Annotated in this window: 12 protein-coding genes; 9 read left to right on the top strand and 3 right to left on the bottom strand. The window is 68.1% G+C overall.

Translation table 11 applies throughout. From position 1 onward, the window contains the following. Window positions 1-71 precede the first annotated feature (71 nt). Both POF73_RS16365 and POF73_RS16370 read right to left on the bottom strand, forming a co-directional pair. The gene (locus POF73_RS16365) at window positions 72-1,571 is read right to left on the bottom strand and encodes a glycosyltransferase family 87 protein (protein ID WP_272115756.1); all 1,500 of its coding nucleotides are present in this window, start codon (window positions 1,569-1,571) and stop codon (window positions 72-74) included. A 188-nt stretch (window positions 1,572-1,759) separates the two neighbouring features. After that, window positions 1,760-4,450: a transglycosylase domain-containing protein gene (locus POF73_RS16370; protein ID WP_272115758.1), complete on the bottom strand. Its 2,691-nt coding sequence runs from the start codon at window positions 4,448-4,450 to the stop codon at window positions 1,760-1,762. Between the two features lie 352 nt (window positions 4,451-4,802). Here POF73_RS16370 and POF73_RS16375 point away from each other — a divergent pair, with 352 nt between their 5' ends. The 4 genes from POF73_RS16375 (at window position 4,803) to POF73_RS16390 (ending at window position 8,655) form a co-directional block, all read left to right on the top strand. Further along, window positions 4,803-5,486 carry a PadR family transcriptional regulator gene (locus tag POF73_RS16375; RefSeq protein ID WP_272115760.1) on the top strand — a complete coding sequence of 228 codons (684 nt, stop codon included), beginning with the start codon at window positions 4,803-4,805 and terminating at the stop codon, window positions 5,484-5,486. 44 nt (window positions 5,487-5,530) lie between these two features. Then, window positions 5,531-6,613 (top strand): inositol-3-phosphate synthase, encoded by a 1,083-nt coding sequence (locus tag POF73_RS16380; protein ID WP_272115762.1) that lies wholly within the window; start codon window positions 5,531-5,533, stop codon window positions 6,611-6,613. 119 nt (window positions 6,614-6,732) lie between these two features. Further along, window positions 6,733-8,010 carry an MFS transporter gene (locus POF73_RS16385; RefSeq protein ID WP_272115764.1) on the top strand — a complete coding sequence of 426 codons (1,278 nt, stop codon included), beginning with the start codon at window positions 6,733-6,735 and terminating at the stop codon, window positions 8,008-8,010. 111 nt (window positions 8,011-8,121) lie between these two features. Continuing rightward, window positions 8,122-8,655, top strand: a complete 534-nt coding sequence (locus tag POF73_RS16390) for an LppU/SCO3897 family protein (protein WP_272115765.1) — start codon at window positions 8,122-8,124, stop codon at window positions 8,653-8,655. A 120-nt stretch (window positions 8,656-8,775) separates the two neighbouring features. Here POF73_RS16390 and POF73_RS16395 read toward each other — a convergent pair whose 3' ends face one another. Next, the gene (locus tag POF73_RS16395) at window positions 8,776-10,242 is read right to left on the bottom strand and encodes a CCA tRNA nucleotidyltransferase (protein ID WP_272115766.1); all 1,467 of its coding nucleotides are present in this window, start codon (window positions 10,240-10,242) and stop codon (window positions 8,776-8,778) included. Between the two features lie 270 nt (window positions 10,243-10,512). Here POF73_RS16395 and POF73_RS16400 point away from each other — a divergent pair, with 270 nt between their 5' ends. From POF73_RS16400 to POF73_RS16420, 5 genes are all read left to right on the top strand, one after another. Continuing rightward, a complete protein-coding gene (locus POF73_RS16400; RefSeq protein WP_272115768.1) occupies window positions 10,513-12,912 on the top strand; it encodes a DUF6049 family protein in 2,400 nt (799 codons plus the stop codon). Window positions 12,913-12,957: 45 nt separating this feature from the next. Further along, on the top strand, window positions 12,958-15,216 hold the full coding sequence (gene murJ, locus POF73_RS16405) for a murein biosynthesis integral membrane protein MurJ (RefSeq protein WP_272115770.1): 2,259 nt from the start codon (window positions 12,958-12,960) through the stop codon (window positions 15,214-15,216). A gap of 139 nt (window positions 15,217-15,355) precedes the next feature. Beyond that, window positions 15,356-17,053 carry a protein kinase family protein gene (locus tag POF73_RS16410; protein WP_272115772.1) on the top strand — a complete coding sequence of 566 codons (1,698 nt, stop codon included), beginning with the start codon at window positions 15,356-15,358 and terminating at the stop codon, window positions 17,051-17,053. A 21-nt stretch (window positions 17,054-17,074) separates the two neighbouring features. Then, window positions 17,075-17,812, top strand: a complete 738-nt coding sequence (gene sigM / locus POF73_RS16415) for an RNA polymerase sigma factor SigM (RefSeq protein WP_272115774.1) — start codon at window positions 17,075-17,077, stop codon at window positions 17,810-17,812. Further along, window positions 17,809-18,726 carry a hypothetical protein gene (locus POF73_RS16420; RefSeq protein WP_272115776.1) on the top strand — a complete coding sequence of 306 codons (918 nt, stop codon included), beginning with the start codon at window positions 17,809-17,811 and terminating at the stop codon, window positions 18,724-18,726. Before sigM ends, POF73_RS16420 begins: the two co-directional genes overlap by 4 nt. The last annotated feature ends 101 nt before the right edge of the window (window positions 18,727-18,827 follow it).

Consider the following 18,827-nt stretch of genomic DNA (forward strand, 5'->3'; position numbering starts at 1 on the left):
CAGCCGTAAAAGGCCGTACACGGATCCCTCCGTGTACGGCCTTTTACGTGCGCTTCCTACACCCTGTTCGCTCAGAGCGAACTATCCCTCGCCTCCTGCTTGCCCCACGCCACCTGCGGTCCGTCGAAGTGGGCCGCGTGCCGCGGTGGATGGGCCGCTGAGCCGAACACGAACACGTCCTCGGCCCCGTCGAGCACCCCGCCCGAGGGGTCGTCGCCGCCGGCCCTGCGCACCGGATCCCGCTCCGGCATGAGGATGTCCCGTACGACGACGGCGCACAGGTACAGCGTCCCCAGCAGGTGCACGCCGATGGCCCAGTGGTAGCCGTCGGGCGGCAGTCCCTTGTGGGCGTCCCCGCTGGTCGTGTACGCGAGGTACAGCCAGATCCCCAGGAAGTACGCCACCTCGCAGGCCTGCCAGATGAGGAAGTCCCGCCAGCGCGGCCGGGCCAGCACGGCAAGGGGCACCAGCCACAGGACGTACTGCGGCGAGTAGACCTTGTTGGTCAGGATGAACGCCGCGACGATCAGGAAGGCCAGCTGAGCGAAGCGTGGACGCCTCGGCGCGGTGAGCGTGAGCGCGGCGACGCCGGCACAGCACAGCAGCATCAGCAGCGTGGCGAGCGTGTTGACGGTCTCCGTGCTCAACGGGTCGCTTGAGTTCTGAGCCAGGATCAGCCAGAAGGATCCGAAGTCGACGCCCCGCTCCTGACTGAACCGGTAGAACTGCGACCACCCGTCCCAGGCCAGCAGCATCACCGGAATGTTCACGACCAGCCAGGCAAGCACGGTGCCGCCCAGTGCCTTGCCGAAGTCCCGCCACTTGCCCGCGCGCCAGCACAGCACGAACAGCGGGCCGAGCAGGAAGACCGGATAGAGCTTCGCGGCCGTTGCCAGCCCCAGCAGGACACCGAAGGCGACCGAGCGGCCGCGCGACCACATCAGCATCGCCGCGGCCGTCAGGGCGACGGCCAGCAGGTCCCAGTTGATGGTCGCGGTCAGCGCGACGGCGGGGGCCAGGGCGACCAGCAGGCCGTCCCAGGGGCGCCTGGCGTGCGTACGGGACACACAGACGGCGATGACGGCCGCGCACACCATCAGCATCCCGGCGTTGACCATCCAGTACCACTGCTCCTGGTCCTGGATGCTGCCGCTGCCCGGTGTGAGCCAGGACGCGACCTCCATGAACACACCGGTCAGTACCGGGTATTCGAGGTACTCCATGTCACCGGCGAGCTTGTCGAAGTACGGCACAAGCCCATCGGCGAAGCCACGCCCCTGGTAGAGGTGCGGAATGTCCGAGTAGCAGGCATGCGTGTACTGCGAGCTGGCGCCGAAGAACCAGGCGCCGTTGTAGCAGGGGGCCTTCTGAACCAGACCGAGGGCGAACATACCGATCGCCACGAGCGCGACGATGCGCACGGGGGTCCACCAGGACGTGCCGAGCAGGGCGCGCCGTCCGATGGGACCACCGATCAGCTCACTCCCGCTCGCAGCGACCTCGTCGTCCTTGGTCGGCCGCACCGGGTCCGGCTCGTGCACGCTCGTGGGCGTCGTCTCTGCACTGGGCATGGGGCACATCCTGCCGTACGTGTCTGAGAACGGTGCCAGGACGAGGTGACTGCGACAGCTGTGTGTTTCACGTGAAACCGACGTTTCACGTGAAACACGCCGCCATCCGAGACGACGAAAGGCCGGTGGCCGACACCCCGCTTCTTGGGTGCCGGCCACCGGCCTTCGCGCAGCGAATAAGCCGTTGATCAGCCTGACGGTCCGCCGAAGATGCCTCCGTTGCCGTTGGCATTGCCGTTGCTGTTGCCGTCCGTGGATGTTTCCGTGGGCGTCGGCGACGAGGTCACGCCTCCGTCCGTGCCGCCGTTGTCCGAGCCTCCGATGTCATTGCACTGGAAGCCGAAACAGGTCTCGGTCGGCGTGGGCGTCGGCGAGGTCAGCGACTCGCTCGGCGTCGGGCTCGGAGACGGGCTGGACTCCTCGGTCTCGGTCGGCGTAGGAGCAGCCGTCGGGGTCGGGATGTCGTTGATGATCTCGCCGATGGGCTCCGGGACCGGGAACGGCTCCGGCTTCTTGCCCTTCAGCGCCTGCTCCATGTAGTCGTGCCAGATCAGGGACGGGAACGAGGCACCGTGGATCTTCTTCTGGCCGCCCGTGCCGTACATCTCCAGGAACTCGCGGTTCTGGTTCTTCTCGTTGTCGTCCAGCCTGAACATCGAGATCGCAGTGGACAGCTGCGGGGTGTAGCCCACGAACCAGGCGGAGCGGTTGCCGTCGGTCGTACCGGTCTTGCCGGCCACCTCCCGGCCGGTGAGCTGGGCGTTGGTACCCGTACCCCGCTCGACCACAGTCTTCAGGACGTCCGTGACGTTGTCGGCCACCTGTGCGGTGAAGGCATTCTTGGTCACGGTCTCGTGGGTGTAGACCTCGCCGTCCTTGTCGGTGACCTTCTCGACCGAGAACGGGGAGCGCTGCTTTCCGCTGGTGGCGAAGGTGGCGTACGCACCCGCCATACGGATGGCACTGGGCTGAGACGTACCGATGGAGAAGGACGGGTAGTCGGTACCGGTCAGGCTGCTCTCCAGGACGCCGGCGTCCACGGCCGCCTCCTTCACCTTGTCCAGCCCGACGTCCATGCCGAGCTGCACGAAGGCGGAGTTCACCGACTCCCTCATCGCCTCACGAAGGTCGATCTTGTACTGCGGGGGACTGCCGAGTGACTGATCGCCGTCATTGACCTGGTTCCACTCCTCCCCCTTCTCGTTGCGCCAGATGTCGCCCTTGTAGTCCCTGATCTTGAGCTTGTTCTTGCCGCTGTACAGGCTCTTCGGGGAGACCTTGGTGCGTTCGTCCTGAGCCTGGTCCGGACCGAGGTTCTTGTCCCGCACACCCCACTTCATCGCCGCCGCGAGCACGAATGGCTTGAACGTCGAACCGACCTGAGCACCCGTCTCGTTGGCGTTGTTGGTGAAGTGCTTCGTCGCGTCCTCACCGCCGTAGATGGCCTCGATGGCTCCTGTTGCCGGACTCACCGAAGCCCCGCCGAACTGGACGTGGGTGTCCGTCTCCGGGCGCTCCTTGGGCTTGATACTCGCCTTCTGGACCTTCTTCACCGCCTTCTCAAGCTCATTGACCTTCTTCTTGTCGAAGGTCGTGTAGATCGAGAGGCCGCCGTCCCGCAGCTTCTGCTCGGTGATCCCGGTGTCCTTGCTGTTGTTGACCAGGTAGCTGTTGGCAAGGTCAACGAGATAACCGACCTGGCCGCTGAGAGCGGTGTTGAAGCGCGGGTTCTTCCAGTTGGGCAGCTTGGTGTATTTGGCTCGCACGTCGGGGCTCAGATGCCCGTACTCGACCATCTTGTCAAGGGTGTCCTGCATCTGAACCAGGGCCCGCTTGCTGTTGGCCTGGGCACTGGCCTTCGCGTCGATGGAGGGGGAACCCGCCGGGTCGTAGTACGTGGCGCCCTTGAGCATGGCCGCCAGGAAGGCGCACTCGCCCTCGTTGAGCTTGATGGCGTCCTTGTTGAAGTACGCCCGTGCGGCGGCCTGGATCCCGTATGCGTTACGCCCGTAATAGGCGGAGTTCAGGTAGCCGGCCATGATGTCGTCCTTCGACACCGTGGTGCCCACCTTGACCGAGATGAAGATCTCCTTGAACTTACGCGAGATCGTCTGCGACTGGTCTCCCAGCCTCGCGTTCTTCACGTACTGCTGGGTGATGGTGGAGCCACCCTGCGTCTCGCCACCGGTGGCCATGTTGAACACGGCGCGGGCGATGCCCTTGGGGTCGATGCCGCTGTCGGAGTAGAAGGTCTTGTTCTCCTGCGAGATCACGGCGTTCTGCATCGCCTTGGGGATCTGCGACAGGTTCACGATCTGCCGGTTCGTCTCACCGCCGGTGGAGACCATCTCGGACTTGTCGGACCAGTAGTAGACGTTGTTCTGCGCCTTGGCGGTCTCGTCGATCTGAGGGACACCCACCATGGCGTAACCGATACCGGCCACGGCCACCAGGCTCCCCAGGAAGGCGAGGAAGAGGCCCGACACGAGCTTCCACGACGGCACCCAGCGCCTGACGCCGTACTTGCCGGCGCGCGGATAGTCGATGAAGCGCTTCTTCCCAGGGGGAGCGGTCCGCCCACGGCCCCTCCCGGGACCGTGGGGCCCGCCCGGAGCGCCACGCTGGCCGCTCCGGCCCGGTTCGGCCGCTCTACGGCGGCCCCCACTTCTCTGGGCCGCGCGTCGTGCCTCGGCGCGGCCGCCGTACTGACGTTCCTCGCCTCCCGAACCGGCGGGTCCCGACCCATACGAGTCGGAAGGAGATCCGGTGGCGCCTCGCGGTGCCGCTCGGCGGCCGGAGGACGAGCCGGACTGGCCGCGTCGGGCCGCGGCACGTCCGCCTCCCTGCGGCTGCGGCGGTTTGCGACGGTGCTCGCTCATCGAACGACTACTCCTCGGGCCGGCGCACCCCTGCGCGCCTGGCAACGGCGGCTGTTTTCCGGTCCCCCCGAAGTACGGATGCGGTCGGTTCCGCATTCACCCGTACTGCACCAAGGACAACGACGCCCTCATGGGCCGCTCGGTTCCCGGTGATGTGCATGGCGCACAGACTACGCACCGTCAAAGTGCACCGAGCCCCGAACTTCACCCCAAATCGGGCAACCCGCTCCACATGAATCGTTGATGTGATCCCGTTCACCGTTCCCCCACTTGTCGCGTCCGGAAGGTCGTTCTATCGTCGTGATGTATCGAGTCGATACATCAGCGCGGCATACGACGAGGAGGCGAGGGGATGAGCCGACGTTCCGGGATCCTTGAGTTCGCCGTTCTCGGACTGCTGCGCGAGTCCCCGATGCACGGCTACGAGCTGCGCAAACGACTCAATACATCGCTCGGCGTGTTCCGTGCATTCAGCTACGGCACGCTCTATCCCTGCCTCAAGACGCTGGTCGCCAACGGCTGGTTGATCGAGGAACCGGGGAACACCACCGAGGACGCTCTTGCCGCACCACTCGCGGGGCGTCGCGCCAAAATCGTCTACCGGTTGACGGCAGAAGGTAAGGAGCACTTCGAGGAGCTGCTCTCGCAGACGGGGCCCGACGCGTACGAGGACGAGCACTTCGCTGCCCGATTTGCTTTCTTCGGACGCACGCCACAGGACGTACGTATGCGCGTGCTGGAGGGCCGTCGCAGCCGGCTGGAGGAGCGCCTGGAGAAGATGCGCGCCTCCCTGGCTCGCACCCGGGAGCGCCTCGACGACTACACGCTTGAGCTCCAGCGCCACGGGATGGAGTCCGTGGAGCGCGAAGTGCGCTGGCTGAACGAGCTCATCGAGAGCGAGCGGGCCGGGCGGGACCTGAAGGGTTCCGCCTCCGGGGGGTCCGACTCGCGGGACACCACATCTGGAGCGCCGGGCGGCCTGCCCCGGCCGGGGGACGCCCCCCGGCCGGATACGCCCGACGACACCGCCACGTGAGCGCCCACTCAGGGCCTCACTCGTACACACAGGGAGCAACCGGAATGGGTTCGGTTCGCGTAGCCGTCGTAGGCGTGGGCAACTGCGCCGCGTCGCTGGTTCAGGGAGTCGAGTACTACAAGGACGCCGACCCGGCGTCGAAGGTCCCCGGCCTCATGCACGTGCAGTTCGGCGAGTACCACGTCCGGGACGTCGAGTTCGTCGCCGCCTTCGATGTCGACGCGAAGAAGGTCGGCCTCGACCTCGCCGACGCCATCGGCGCCAGCGAGAACAACACCATCAAGATCTGCGATGTGCCGCGCACCGGCGTGACCGTCCAGCGCGGCCACACCCTCGACGGCCTCGGCAAGTACTACCGCGAGACCATCGAGGAGTCCGCCGAGGCCCCGGTCGACGTCGTCCAGATCCTCAAGGACAAGCAGGTCGACGTCCTCGTCTGCTACCTGCCCGTCGGCTCCGAGGACGCGGCGAAGTTCTACGCCCAGTGCGCCATCGACGCCAAGGTCGCCTTCGTCAACGCCCTGCCGGTCTTCATCGCCGGTACGAAGGAGTGGGCGGACAAGTTCACCGAGGCGGGCGTCCCGATCGTCGGCGACGACATTAAGTCCCAGGTCGGCGCCACCATCACGCACCGCGTCATGGCGAAGCTGTTCGAGGACCGCGGCGTCATCCTGGACCGCACGATGCAGCTGAACGTCGGCGGCAACATGGACTTCAAGAACATGCTGGAGCGCGACCGCCTGGAGTCCAAGAAGATCTCCAAGACGCAGGCCGTCACGTCCCAGATCCCCGACCGCGAGCTCGGCGAGAAGAACGTCCACATCGGCCCGTCCGACTACGTCGCCTGGCTCGACGACCGCAAGTGGGCCTACGTCCGCCTCGAAGGCCGCGCCTTCGGCGACGTCCCGCTGAACCTGGAGTACAAGCTTGAGGTCTGGGACTCCCCGAACTCCGCAGGCGTCATCATCGACGCCCTGCGCGCCGCGAAGATCGCCAAGGACCGCGGCATCGGCGGCCCGATCCTGTCCGCGTCCTCCTACTTCATGAAGTCCCCGCCGGTCCAGTACTTCGACGACGTGGCCCGCGAGAACGTCGAGAAGTTCATCAAGGGCGAAGTCGAGCGCTAGCAAGACCAGTTGCCGCGCACCGAGCACGAAGCGCCGCACCAGAACGCTCCTGCCAGAGCTGCCGAGGGTCCCCGGGTTGTACCGCCCGGGGACCCTTCCCGTGTGTGAGGCTGTGCCCCATGTCCGTCGTACGCGACCTGCGGGTCCTGCTGCGCTTCCGGAACTTCCGGCGCCTGCTCGTCGTACGCCTGCTCTCACAGGGCGCCGACGGCGTCTACCAGACCGCGCTCGCCACGTACGTCGTCTTCTCCCCGGAGAAACAGACCTCGGCCACCGCGATCGCCTCCGCGATGGCGGTGCTCCTCCTGCCGTACTCCCTGGTGGGCCCCTTCTCCGGCGTCCTGCTGGACCGCTGGCGCCGCCGCCAGGTCCTTCTGTACGGCAGTCTGCTGCGCACCGTCCTGGCCTCGGCGACCGCCGCCCTGATCGTCACCCAGGTTCCGGACTGGCTCTTCTACGTGTCCGCCCTGTGCGTCACCGCCGTCAACCGCTTCGTTCTGTCCGGCCTGTCCGCCGCACTGCCCCGCGTGGTCGACGAGGAGCGGCTCGTCATCGCCAACTCCCTCTCCCCGACCGCCGGCACACTCGCCGCGATCGTGGGCGCCGGCCTGGCCTTCCTCGTACGGCTCGTGGTCTGGGACTCCGATGCCGCCGTGGTCCTCCTCGGAGCCGTCCTGTACCTGTGCGCGGGCCTGGCGTCGCTGCGCATGACACCGGAACTACTCGGCCCCGATCGCGACTTGGTGCAACCGCGCCTCGCGGCGGCCCTCTCCGGCACCGCGCGCGATCTGGCGGCGGGGGTGCGGCATCTCGCCGCTCCGCAGCGCCGGGAGGCCGCCTGGGCGCTGTTCTCCATGACTCTGATGCGCTTCTGCTACGGCGCCCTGCTGGTCATGCTGCTGATGCTCTGCCGCTACGCCTTCTCCTCCAACGCCGATGACGGACTCGCCCTGCTGGGGCTGGCGTTGGCCGTCTCCGGCGCCGGATTCTTCGCCGCTGCAGTGGCAACCCCCTGGTCGGCGGGGCGGCTTGGCGCCGGCCGCTGGATCGTGGTGTGCGCGGCGGCAGCGGCGATCCTCGTGCCGGCGCTGGGTCTCCCGTTCGCCACAACTCCCATGCTGGTGGCGGCATTCGTCCTCGGCCTGATGACACAGGGGGCGAAAATCGCGACGGACACGATCGTGCAGACCTCGGTCGAGGACGGCTTCCGCGGCCGGATCTTCTCCGTCTACGACGTGCTGTTCAACGTCGCGTTCGTCAGTGCTGCCGGAGTGGCCGCGCTGGTACTGCCGCCGGACGGCCGCTCGGGACCGCTCGTGGTCACGGTCGCCGTTATCTACGCGGTAGTTGCGGTGGCTATGGCCCGCTTTGAGTACCGCTCTGTGTCACATCAATGACACAGAGCCACTCCCGGGTGAGGAGTTGTCAGTGGGGCCCGGTAGCTTACGTGGGTCTTATTTCGCGCCAATGTTCGCGATCACACAGCCATGTTCTAGGGGGACCCCCAAGTGACAACTCCGCCGCCCCAGGGCAACCCGTTCGCCCAGGGCCAGAACCCGTACGGACAGGGGCAGCAGCCCTACGGCCAGCCCCAGGGCCAGGCCCCGTACCCGCCCCAGGGCGGCTACCCGCAGCAGCCGGGCCAGCCGGGATTCCCGCCGCAGGGCGGGGCGCCGTATGCCCCGGTTCCGCCGCAGCAGCCTGGCCGCAGGTTCAGCTTCAAGAAGATCAAGAACATCGCCATCGTCGTGATCGCCGGCATCATGATGATCGTCGGCTACATAATCAGCCTGGACGATGCCGAGAACGCCGCGGTGGGCGACTGCCTGAAGTCCGCCTCAACGGCGACGGCCTCGAAGCCCCGTATGGAGGTCGTGGACTGCTCCTCCTCCGAGGCCGAGGCCAAGGTGCTCAAGAAGATCGACGGAACCTACACCTCGATCACCGCCGAGAGCGAGTGCCGCAAGGTCAGTGGCGCCACCAGCTTCTACGCCCAGACCGGCGACGGCGACAACTTCCTGCTGTGCCTCTCGGCTGTCTGATCTGACCTCTCCGCGCATCGAGGGCTGTGTTTCACGTGAAACACAGCCCTCGATGCGTACCGCTCTCTATGTAATCGGGGTCATGTTTCACGTGAAACATGACCCCGTTCCACGACCGCTTCAGCTCTGCTCGGCCCACCACTCCTTGAGCGCGGCCACCGCCTCGTCATGTTCCATCGGCCCGTTCTCCAGCCGCAGCTCAAGCATGTGCTTGTACGCACGACCGATGACCGGGCCAGGACCGATGCCGAGAACCTCCATGATCTGGTTGCCGTCGAGGTCGGGGCGGATGGAGTCCAGTTCCTCCTGCTCCTGGAGCTGGGCGATCCGCTCCTCCAGGCCGTCGTAAGCGCGGGACAGCGTGGCCGCCTTGCGCTTGTTCCGCGTGGTGCAGTCGGAGCGGGTCAGCTTGTGGAGTCGGTCAAGGAGCGGACCGGCGTCACGGACGTAGCGGCGGACAGCGGAGTCCGTCCACTCTCCCGTGCCGTAGCCGTGGAAACGCAGGTGAAGCTCGACCAGACGTGAGACGTCCCTCACCAGCTCGTTGGAGTACTTGAGCGCCGTCATGCGCTTCTTGGTCATCTTCGCGCCGACCACCTCGTGGTGATGGAACGAGACCCGGCCGTCATTCTCGAAGCGACGGGTACGCGGCTTGCCGATGTCGTGCAGCAGCGCGGCCAGCCGGAGAGTCAGATCGGGACCGTTCTCCTCCAGAGCCATCGCCTGCTCCAGGACGATCAGCGTGTGCTCGTAGACGTCCTTGTGCCGGTGGTGCTCGTCACGCTCCAGCCGGAGGGCCGGCAGCTCGGGCAGCACATGTTCGGCGAGCCCGGTGTCGACCAGCAGCGTCAGGCCCTTGCGCGGGTGAGCGGAGAGAACGAGCTTGTTCAGCTCCTCCCGAACCCGCTCCGCCGAGACGATCTCGATACGCCCGGCCATCTCCGTCATGGCCGTCACCACCTCGGGAGCCACCTCGAAGTCGAGCTGCGCCGCGAAGCGTGCCGCCCGCATCATGCGCAGCGGGTCGTCCGAGAACGACTCCTCCGGGGTGCCCGGCGTGCGCAGCACACGCTCCGCGAGGTCCTCCAGCCCGCCGTGCGGGTCGACGAACTCCTTCTCCGGCAGCGCGACGGCCATCGCGTTGACCGTGAAGTCGCGCCGGACGAGGTCCTCCTCGATGGAGTCGCCATACGACACCTCGGGCTTGCGCGAGGTCCGGTCGTACGCCTCCGAGCGGTAGGTCGTCACCTCGATCTCAAAGCATCGATCAACGTCTCCGACGCGGGCGTTCTTCTGGGCACCGACCGTGCCGAAGGCGATCCCGACGTCCCACACCGCGTCGGCCCATGGACGGACGATCTTCAGTACGTCCTCGGGGCGGGCGTCGGTCGTGAAGTCCAGGTCGTTGCCGAGCCGGCCGAGCAGCGCGTCCCGGACCGATCCGCCGACCAGGGCGAGTGAGAACCCGGCATCCTGGAATCGGCGGGCGAGGTCGTCGGCGACAGGGGCGACCCGCAGCAGTTCGCTCACCGCGCGGTGCTGCACCTGACTCAGGGCACTGGGCTTGTCTTCGTTGGCGTTCGGCACAACAGAAGAGGGTACGTGGCCACGGCGGCCACGAGCGCCTCCATTAAACGTGCACACCGCGTGCACGGACACCTCTATCCATACGTGCACAAGGACTGCTCTTGAGGCACAGGGAAACGCTCCTCTTTATACCTGCACATACGGGACAGTCCGATGGGTGCGGCCCGATCTTGTGGAGCACACCGCGGCACTTCCCCTCAGCGCGCATCGTTACCATGCGTGGACGCACATTCCGACGACCACTGACGACGACGAGGGACGGGCGAGCGCGTGGCCGAGGCGGCAGACTTCCAGGGGACGAGTGCCTCACCTGCCCGCCGGTGGCTGCGGCGGACAGGAACCCTCCTTGCCGCAGCGCCTCTGCTGGCGGGCCTGCTCCAGCTGCCCGGTGCGGCCCCTGTGCACGCCGCCGGGCAGGGCTCCCTGAAGGCCGCTGCCGGCTCGGACCCCGTATCCGTCGCCGTGGACTCGCTCACCCCGGCCGTCCCCGGTGAGGGCGACACACTGACCGTGTCCGGCACGGTGACCAACGAGGGCAAGCAGGCCGTCACGGACGCCCATGTGGACCTGCGTCTGGGGCCGGCGCTGAACACGCGCTCCGACGTCGACGCGGCCTCCAACCGCGGCGACTACCAGGACGGCCTCGACGGCGCCCCGGTGGGCGGGAAGTACGTCAAGGAGTTCACCAAGCTCACTCCGGGTGTCGCCCAGCGCTTCAGCATCTCCGTGCCGGTCGACAAGCTGGACCTCGGCGGGAACGGCGTCTACCAGTTCGCCGTATCCCTGTCCGGCGAGACGTCCGCGCAGCCGTGGGAGAAGGTGCTCGGCATCCAGCGGACCTTCCTGCCGTGGCAGCCCGACGAGGCCAACCCGAAGACCCGGACGACCATCCTGTGGCCGCTCGTCTCCACCGCGCGCATGACGGCCCAGACGGGCTCGGACGAATCACAGACGCCCGTCTTCCACGACGACGACCTCGCCAAGGAGATCGCCCCGGGCGGCCGGCTGCAGCAGCTGGTGTCGCTGGGCAAGGAACTCGACGTCACCTGGGTGATCGACCCGGATCTGCTGGCCTCCGTGGACGCGATGACCGAGAGCTACCGCCTCCAGGGCGAGGGCGACACGACCACGGCGGGCACCCATCAGGGGGTCGCCAACCAGTGGCTGGCCGAGCTCCAGGAGGCGGTGCAGGACAAGGAGGTCGTGGCCCTGCCCTTCGGCGACCCCGACCTCGCCTCCGTCGCCCACAACGGCACGAACGTCACCGGCTCGCTGAGCCACCTCAAGGAGGCCACCGACGTCGCCGCTGACACGGTCGACTCGATCCTGCACGTGGAGGCGATCACCGACTTCGCCTGGCCCGTGAACGGCGCCGTCGACCCGTCCATCGTCAAGGTCGCCACCTCCGCCGGCGCGGACAAGGTGATCGCCCGCAGTGACAGCCTGGTGGAGACGGGCGGCTTGCCGTACACACCCTCCGCGGCCCGCCCCATCGGCGGCGGCACGACGGCGGTCGTCTCGGACGCGCGGATGTCGACGGTGTTCCAGGGCAACCTGACGAGGGCGTCGAGCTCGACGCTCGCCGTGCAGAGGTTCCTGGCCCAGAGCCTGGCCCTCAACCACCAGGCGGACAGGCAGCGCAGCATCGTCGTCGCCCCGCAGCGGATGCCTACGGCCAGCCAGGCCCAGGCGATGGCCGCGGCGGTGACGGCGCTCCAGGGCGGCACCTGGTCCCAGTCCCAGGAACTCACGGCCGCCGCCACGGCCAAGCCGGACTCCGGAGCCACCACCAAGGTGCCGGCGGCGTCCAGTTACCCCTCCTCGCTGCGCAAGCAGGAGCTGCCGCGGGCGGCCTTCGAGCAGACCGAGAACACGCAGGACAAGCTCGACAAGTTCAAGGTGATCCTCACCCGTGAGTCCCGGGTCGTGACCCCCTTCGGGCGGGCCATGAACCGCGAGATGTCCACGTCGTGGCGCGGCCGTTCCGCGGACGCGGCCGACTACCGCAACACCGTCGAGGCGTACATCAACTCGCTGGTCGACCAGGTGACGCTGATCGAGAAGTCCGACACCAAGCTCTCCGGACGCAGCGCCACGATCCCCGTCACCGTGCAGAACAACCTCGTGCAGGGCGTCGATCACCTGGTACTGCGGCTCACCTCGACCAGCCCGAGGCGCCTTGAGATCGATGGTGAGGCCTACTCCGAACAGCGGGTCACGGTCTCCGGCGGGCACAGCCAGACGGTGAAGTTCCCCACGTCGGCTCAGGCCAACGGCCAGGCCGAGGTGATCGCCCAGCTGTACACGGAGGACGGCCAGGCGTACGGCGCACCCGTCAGGTTCGACGTGAAGGTCACCGAGTTCACGGCCACCGTGATGCTGGTCATCGGCGGCGGCTTCCTGCTTCTCGTCCTCGCCGGATTCCGTATGTACACGCAGCGCAAGCGCGCGGCGGCCCGAGAAGCCGAGGAGGACGGCGTCCAGGAGACGAGCGAGACCGACGGCGACCCGGAAGGCCCCGAGGACCGTCTCACGCCCGAGAGCCATCTTGAGGAGGAGTCCGTCACCGGAACCCGGGCAGACGCCCCGGAGCAGCCGAGTGACCCGACACCGGACACCGCAGCGGAAAGCGCCGACCCGTCCGGCACGGGTGAGAGAGTGGACCGTTGAGCGATGTCGTGGCCGGTGGGCCCGGGACGATGAGGTGGGGTAACCATGAACGCGCCGTACGACGGTGACCGCGGCCAGGCCGCGGGCAGCTCGGGGCACCCCGAGGGCCCGCCGCCCGAGCCGGGCCAGGTGCCGCCGCAGCACCCCGCGGACATGTACCTCCAGGGCGCCTACGACCAGGACCCCTACCGAGCACAGGACCTCTCCACCCAGGACCCGGTCGCCGAAGCGCTCTACGACCGTGCCGCCCACCCGCCGCCCCCGCCGGGCACCTACGAGCCCCAGCAGCCGCTGTACTCCCAGCCGCCCCAGTCGCCGTACGCCCCCGACCCGAACGTGTGGGCCCAGACACCGGCTCCCGAGCCGGAGAGCCCGAGCCAGTACCTGCCGTACGGCGACGACCCCCGCACGACCCAGTACGTGGGTGTCGACGACCTCGTCACGCACTCCACCGAGGAGCGGCACGAGCACGACGCCTTCGCGCACCTCTTCCGCGACCAGCAGCAGGGCGGCCACCCCCACTACCAGCCGCCCACGGTCCCCGGCCCCTCATCGGCACCCGGCGAGCCCCCGCACCAGGGGCCGACGCCGCCTCCCGTGGCAGCGCCCGGCGTGCCGGCATCCGCCCCCGCGCCTGAGCAGGCACCTGCTCAGGCGCCTGCCGCGAAGAAGGGCGGGCGCGTCGGCGGACTGATGAAGTCGAGCGCCGTGATGGCGGCCGGCACGATGGTCTCCCGGCTCACCGGGTTCGTCCGGTCCGCGATGATCGTCTCGGCACTGGGCCTCGGGCTGTTGGGCGAATCGTTCCAAGTGGCGTACCAGTTGCCGACGATGATCTACATCCTGACCGTAGGCGGCGGCCTCAACTCCGTCTTCGTGCCCCAGCTCGTGCGCGCCATGAAGGACGACGAGGACGGCGGAGAGGCGTACGCGAACCGTCTGCTGACAGTGGTGATGGTGGCTCTGGCCGCGCTCACCGCTCTGGCGTGGTTCGGTGCGCCGCTCCTGGTCCGTGCACTGTCCACCCCGCTGGCCAACGATCCTGCGGCCAACGAGACGGCTGTCACCCTCACCCGGTACTTCCTGCCCTCGATCTTCTTCATGGGCGTTCACGTGGTGATGGGGCAGATCCTGAACGCCCGTGGACGTTTCGGCGCGATGATGTGGACGCCGGTCCTGAACAACATCGTCATCATCGTGACGCTCGGCGCGTTCCTGTGGGTGTACGGCACCGCCGAGCACTCCGGCATGAAGGTCACCACCATTCCGCCCGAGGGCGTTCAGTTGCTCGGCGTCGGCGTCCTCCTCGGCCTCGTCGTCCAAGCCCTGGCGATGATCCCTTACCTGCGCGAGACCGGGTTCAGGCTGCGGCTCCGGTTCGACTGGAAGGGCCACGGCCTTGGCAAGGCCGCGATGCTCGCCAAGTGGACGATCCTTTTCGTCCTCGCCAACCAGGCCGGCGCCCTAGTCGTCACGCAGCTGGCGACAGCAGCCATCACGGACTCCGGCGTCGCCGGCACCGGTTTCAGCGCCTACGCCAACGCCCAGCTCATCTGGGGCCTTCCGCAGGCCATCATCACCGTCTCTCTGATGGCCGCCCTGCTGCCCCGCATCTCCCGCTCGGCCGCCGAGGACGACCCGGGCGCCGTACGCGACGACATCTCCCAGGGCCTGCGCACGACAGCGGTGGCGATCGTGCCACTCGCGTTCGGCTTCCTGGCACTCGGCATCCCGATGTGCACGCTGATGTTCGGCTCCTCGGGCACGAGCGAGGCCACCAACATGGGCTACATGCTGATGGCCTTCGGCCTCGGCCTGATCCCGTACTCCGTGCAGTACGTCGTCCTGCGCGCCTTCTACGCGTACGAGGACACCCGCACCCCCTTCTACAACACGGTGATCGTGGCGGCAGGCAACGCCGCAGCGTCCGCCGTCTGCTACTTCGTTCTCCCGGCCCGCTGGGCCGTGGTCGGCATGGCCGCCTCGTACGGCCTGGCCTACGCGATCGGCGTCGGCGTCGCCTGGGGCCGGCTGCGCAAGAAGCTCGGCGGCGACCTGGACGGTGCACGGGTGATGCGGACGTACGCCAGGCTCTGCATCGCCTCGGTGCCCGCGGTGCTGCTCAGCGGTGCGGCCTGCTACGGGATCGCCAAGACCCTCGGTCAGGGCGTCCTCGGCTCCTTCGCGGCGCTGCTGGGCGGCGGAGCCGTGCTGCTCGGGGTCTTCTTCATCGCCGCTCGCAGGATGCGTATCGAGGAGCTGAACTCACTGGTCGGCATGGTTCGCGGACGCCTGGGTCGCTGAAACGGGGGGTACGCGCACAACCATCGTCCGCCACCGTGTGTCGTGCATAGCGGCGGACTGTGGGCACAATTGGTTTCGGCGTCGGACGGCGCGCACGGTTGTCGGACGGCGCGCAACGGATGGGGAGGCAGGAACGACGGTGGCGGAACGGAGCACGGCTGCCGTCGACGTGGCAGACAACAGCGGCGACGAGCCGCTGACCGCACAAGCGGACCAGTCCACGGCCGACGGGGTGGCCAAGAATCGGGAGCGGGACACGGACACCGACGAGGCACAGGGGAGCGGCGGGACCGAGGGTCCCGGGAAAGCCTCACCACCGGAGCTGCACAGCGGCCACAAGCTCGCCAGACGCTACCGCCTTGAGGAGTGCGTCACCCGTCTGGACGGTTTCAGCAGCTGGCGTGCGGTCGACGAGAAACTCCGTCGCGCCGTCGGCGTTCACATCCTGCCCGCTGACCACACGCGGGCCCGCTCCGTCCTGGCCTCGGCCCGCTCGTCCGCGCTGCTGGGCGACCCCCGCTTCGTCCAGGTCCTCGACGCCGTCGAGGAGAACGACCTGGTCTACGTCGTTCATGAGTGGCTCCCCGACGCCACCGAGCTGACCACCCTCCTCGCCCCCGGACCGCTGGAGGTCTACGAGGCGTACCAGATGGTCACTCAGGTGTCCGCCGCGATGGCCGCCGCCCACCGTGAGGGGCTGGCCCATCTCCGGCTCAACCCGAACGCCGTGCTGCGCACCTCCTCCGGGCAGTGGCGCATCCGCGGCCTGGCCGTGAACGCCGCGCTGCGCGGCATCAGCTCCGACACCCCGCAGCGCACCGACACCGAGGCCATCGGCGCCCTGCTGTACGCCGCGCTCACCCAGCGCTGGCCGTACGAGAGCGACGCCTACGGTCTGTCCGGGCTGCCCAAGGACGTCGGTCTGATCGCCCCCGACCAGGTGCGTGCCGGCGTTCACCGCGGCCTGTCCGAGCTCACCATGCGCGCGCTGGCCAACAACGGCGCGACCGCTTCCCGGCACGAGTCCGCGTGCACGACGCCGGAAGAGCTGGTGAAGGCGATCGGCGAGATGCCCCGCATCCGCCCGCCGGAGCCCTCGTTCACCGCCCCGCCCGACTATCAGCGCACGACGTACCAGCAGGGCACGTACGGCCGTCAGTCGCAGCATCCTGGCGCCACCCAGCCGGTACCGACGCCGCCTGCCCCGCTGCAGAGCCGTACCGGCAAGGCCCTGAAGTGGGCCGTCTCGGCGCTCCTGATCGCCGCGCTGGGTCTGGGCAGCTGGCAGCTGGCGGACGCGCTCATGGACCAGGGCGGCAAGTCCGAGGACCCCAATCAGACGCAGACGTCGGAAGACGACGACAAGGGCCAGGCGAAGCCGGTCAGCAAGCCGATCGCCATCCAGGGTGTCCGCGACTTCGATCCGCTCGGCTCGGACGGCTCCGAGAACCCGAGAGACATAGACAAGATCTACGACACCGCTCCGGACACGTACTGGCAGACGAGCTTCTACACCAGCTCCGACTTCGGACGGTTGAAGTCGGGCGTCGGAGTCATCCTCGATCTCGGCAAGGTCCAGCAGGTCGGCAAGGTGGCCATCACCTTCGTCGGCGACACCTCCGTGGAACTGCGCGCCGCCTCGGGTGACACCGGTAGCGAACCGACGAGCCTGGAGAGCTACGCCAAGGTGGCCGAAGGGTCCGGCTCAAGCGTGACACTCAAGCCCGGCGAGACCACCAAGGCCCGCTATCTTCTGGTCTGGCTGACCGATCTGCCGCGACAGGCCGACGACGGTCAGTTCCGCGGCAGGATCATGGACGTCAAGGTCAACAGCTGAGAGTGAGGGGGAGGGGGTCCGATGGCAGATGGCAGCGCATACGGCGACACAAGCGATCAGGACCTTCTCGCCCAGCATGTAGAGGGTGACCCCGACGCCTTCGGTGAGCTTGTGCGGCGCCACCGTGACCGGCTCTGGGCGGTGGCGCTACGGACGCTCGGCGACCGCGAGGAGGCCGCTGACGCCGTCCAGGACGCCCTCGTCTCCGCTTACCGGGCCGCCCACACCTTCCGGGGCCAGTCGGCCGTCACGACGTGGCTGCACCGGATCACCGTGAACGCCTGTCTGGACCGCGCCCGCAAGGCGGCCTCCCGGAAGACCTCCCCCGTCGACGACACCGAGCGCCTTGAGCAGCTGCTTGAGCCGCACGAGTCCGCCTCGGCGCCCGCAGAACGCAACGATCTCCACCGCCAGCTGCTGGAGGCTCTCGGCACTCTCCCACCCGACCAGCGTGCGGCGCTCGTCCTGGTGGACATGCAGGGCTATCCGGTCGCGGAGGCGGCCCGGGTCCTGGATGTGCCGACCGGCACGGTCAAGAGCCGATGTGCGCGCGGCAGAGCCAGACTCCTGCCTCTCGTCACCCATCTACGGCCGGAAAGCGCCAGTGACGGCAAGGACTCCGGCGAGAGGCGGAACCGGACCCAGGGGACATCCGTCCCACCGGCAGCGGGTCCACGTGTCACAGAACAGGGCACGGAGCCACGCGACACAGGGCCGAGTGATTCAGCTGCAGTGAAGGGCGGAGGTGGGCGAGCGTGACATCCACGACTGACACGGCCGGGCACCCGGACGTCGCCGAGATCTCCGACCTCACCGAGGGCCTTCTCCCCCCGTCCAGGACCGCCGACGTACGGCGGCATCTGGACGAGTGTGTGCTGTGCGCGGACGTCCACGCCTCGCTGGAGGAGATCCGGGGACTGCTCGGCAGCGTTACCGGCCCGCCGCGGATGCCCGCCGATGTCGCGGGGCGGATCGATGCCGCTCTCGCCGCCGAGGCTCTGCTGAACGCCACGGCGCCCGACGACGTCGACGCACCGACGCAGACCGGCGACGCCCGCCCGGTCTCCGGCGCGGACGGCGGCGTTCATGTTTCACGTGAAACGTCGCCAGCGGCAGACCGTCCGGCAGGCCGCGCGCGCTCCTCGACGACTGGCCCCGGCCGGAAGGACCGCAAAAAGGCAGGACGACGCAAGGTCGCTGTACTGAGCGCTGCCTTCACGGCCGCCGCTCTGGGACTCGGCTCGGTGCTGCTGACGTCGCTGATGGGTGGTGGAGGGGCCGGCCCGTCCGCCGACGGGGGCGCCACCGCCGCCGACACCTTCTCCGCGGCGAAGCTGGAGAAGCACGTCGTTGATCTCCTCGCCAAGAACGAGAGCGCGACAGGCGGCGCCCGCACTCCGGACGGCAGCGTAGGCGTCAGGGGCGGGCCCGACACCAAGATGCTGCGCGACATCACGGTGCCCGAATGCGTCCGGAAGGGAATCGGTCGCACCAACGCGGCACTCGCCGCTGAGAAGGGCGTCTACAAGGGCAGGGACGCACTGCTCGTCGTGCTGCCCGCTGCCTCTGACGACAGCCGGGTCACCGTCTACCTCATGGACGCGACCTGTGTGAACCAGCATTCTTCCACCGCGGCCGAAGTCCTCCTGAAGGACACCTACCCGCGTTCCTGATATTCCGGCGGGTTCGTCTCCGCCGGCCTGGCAGCCTCTGCGGTGTGGCCTCACCGTGTGCCCGGACACAGTGGGAATGCGCGCCCCTTAGGATCCGTTGG

It is taken from the genome of Streptomyces sp. HD, from assembly GCF_028369295.1.
In the GTDB taxonomy this organism is placed as follows: Bacteria; Actinomycetota; Actinomycetes; order Streptomycetales; family Streptomycetaceae; genus Streptomyces.

Excerpts from the sequence above, each read along its gene's own strand:
- sigM (WP_272115774.1), top strand. The coding sequence starts at position 17,075 with ATGGCAGATGGCAGCGCATACGGCGACACAAGCGATCAGGACCTTCTC.
- murJ (WP_272115770.1), top strand. The coding sequence starts at position 12,958 with ATGAACGCGCCGTACGACGGTGACCGCGGCCAGGCCGCGGGCAGCTCG.
- POF73_RS16380 (WP_272115762.1), top strand. The coding sequence starts at position 5,531 with ATGGGTTCGGTTCGCGTAGCCGTCGTAGGCGTGGGCAACTGCGCCGCG.
- POF73_RS16370 (WP_272115758.1), bottom strand. The coding sequence starts at position 4,450 with ATGAGCGAGCACCGTCGCAAACCGCCGCAGCCGCAGGGAGGCGGACGT.
- POF73_RS16385 (WP_272115764.1), top strand. The coding sequence starts at position 6,733 with ATGTCCGTCGTACGCGACCTGCGGGTCCTGCTGCGCTTCCGGAACTTC.
- POF73_RS16365 (WP_272115756.1), bottom strand. The coding sequence starts at position 1,571 with ATGCCCAGTGCAGAGACGACGCCCACGAGCGTGCACGAGCCGGACCCG.
- POF73_RS16375 (WP_272115760.1), top strand. The coding sequence starts at position 4,803 with ATGAGCCGACGTTCCGGGATCCTTGAGTTCGCCGTTCTCGGACTGCTG.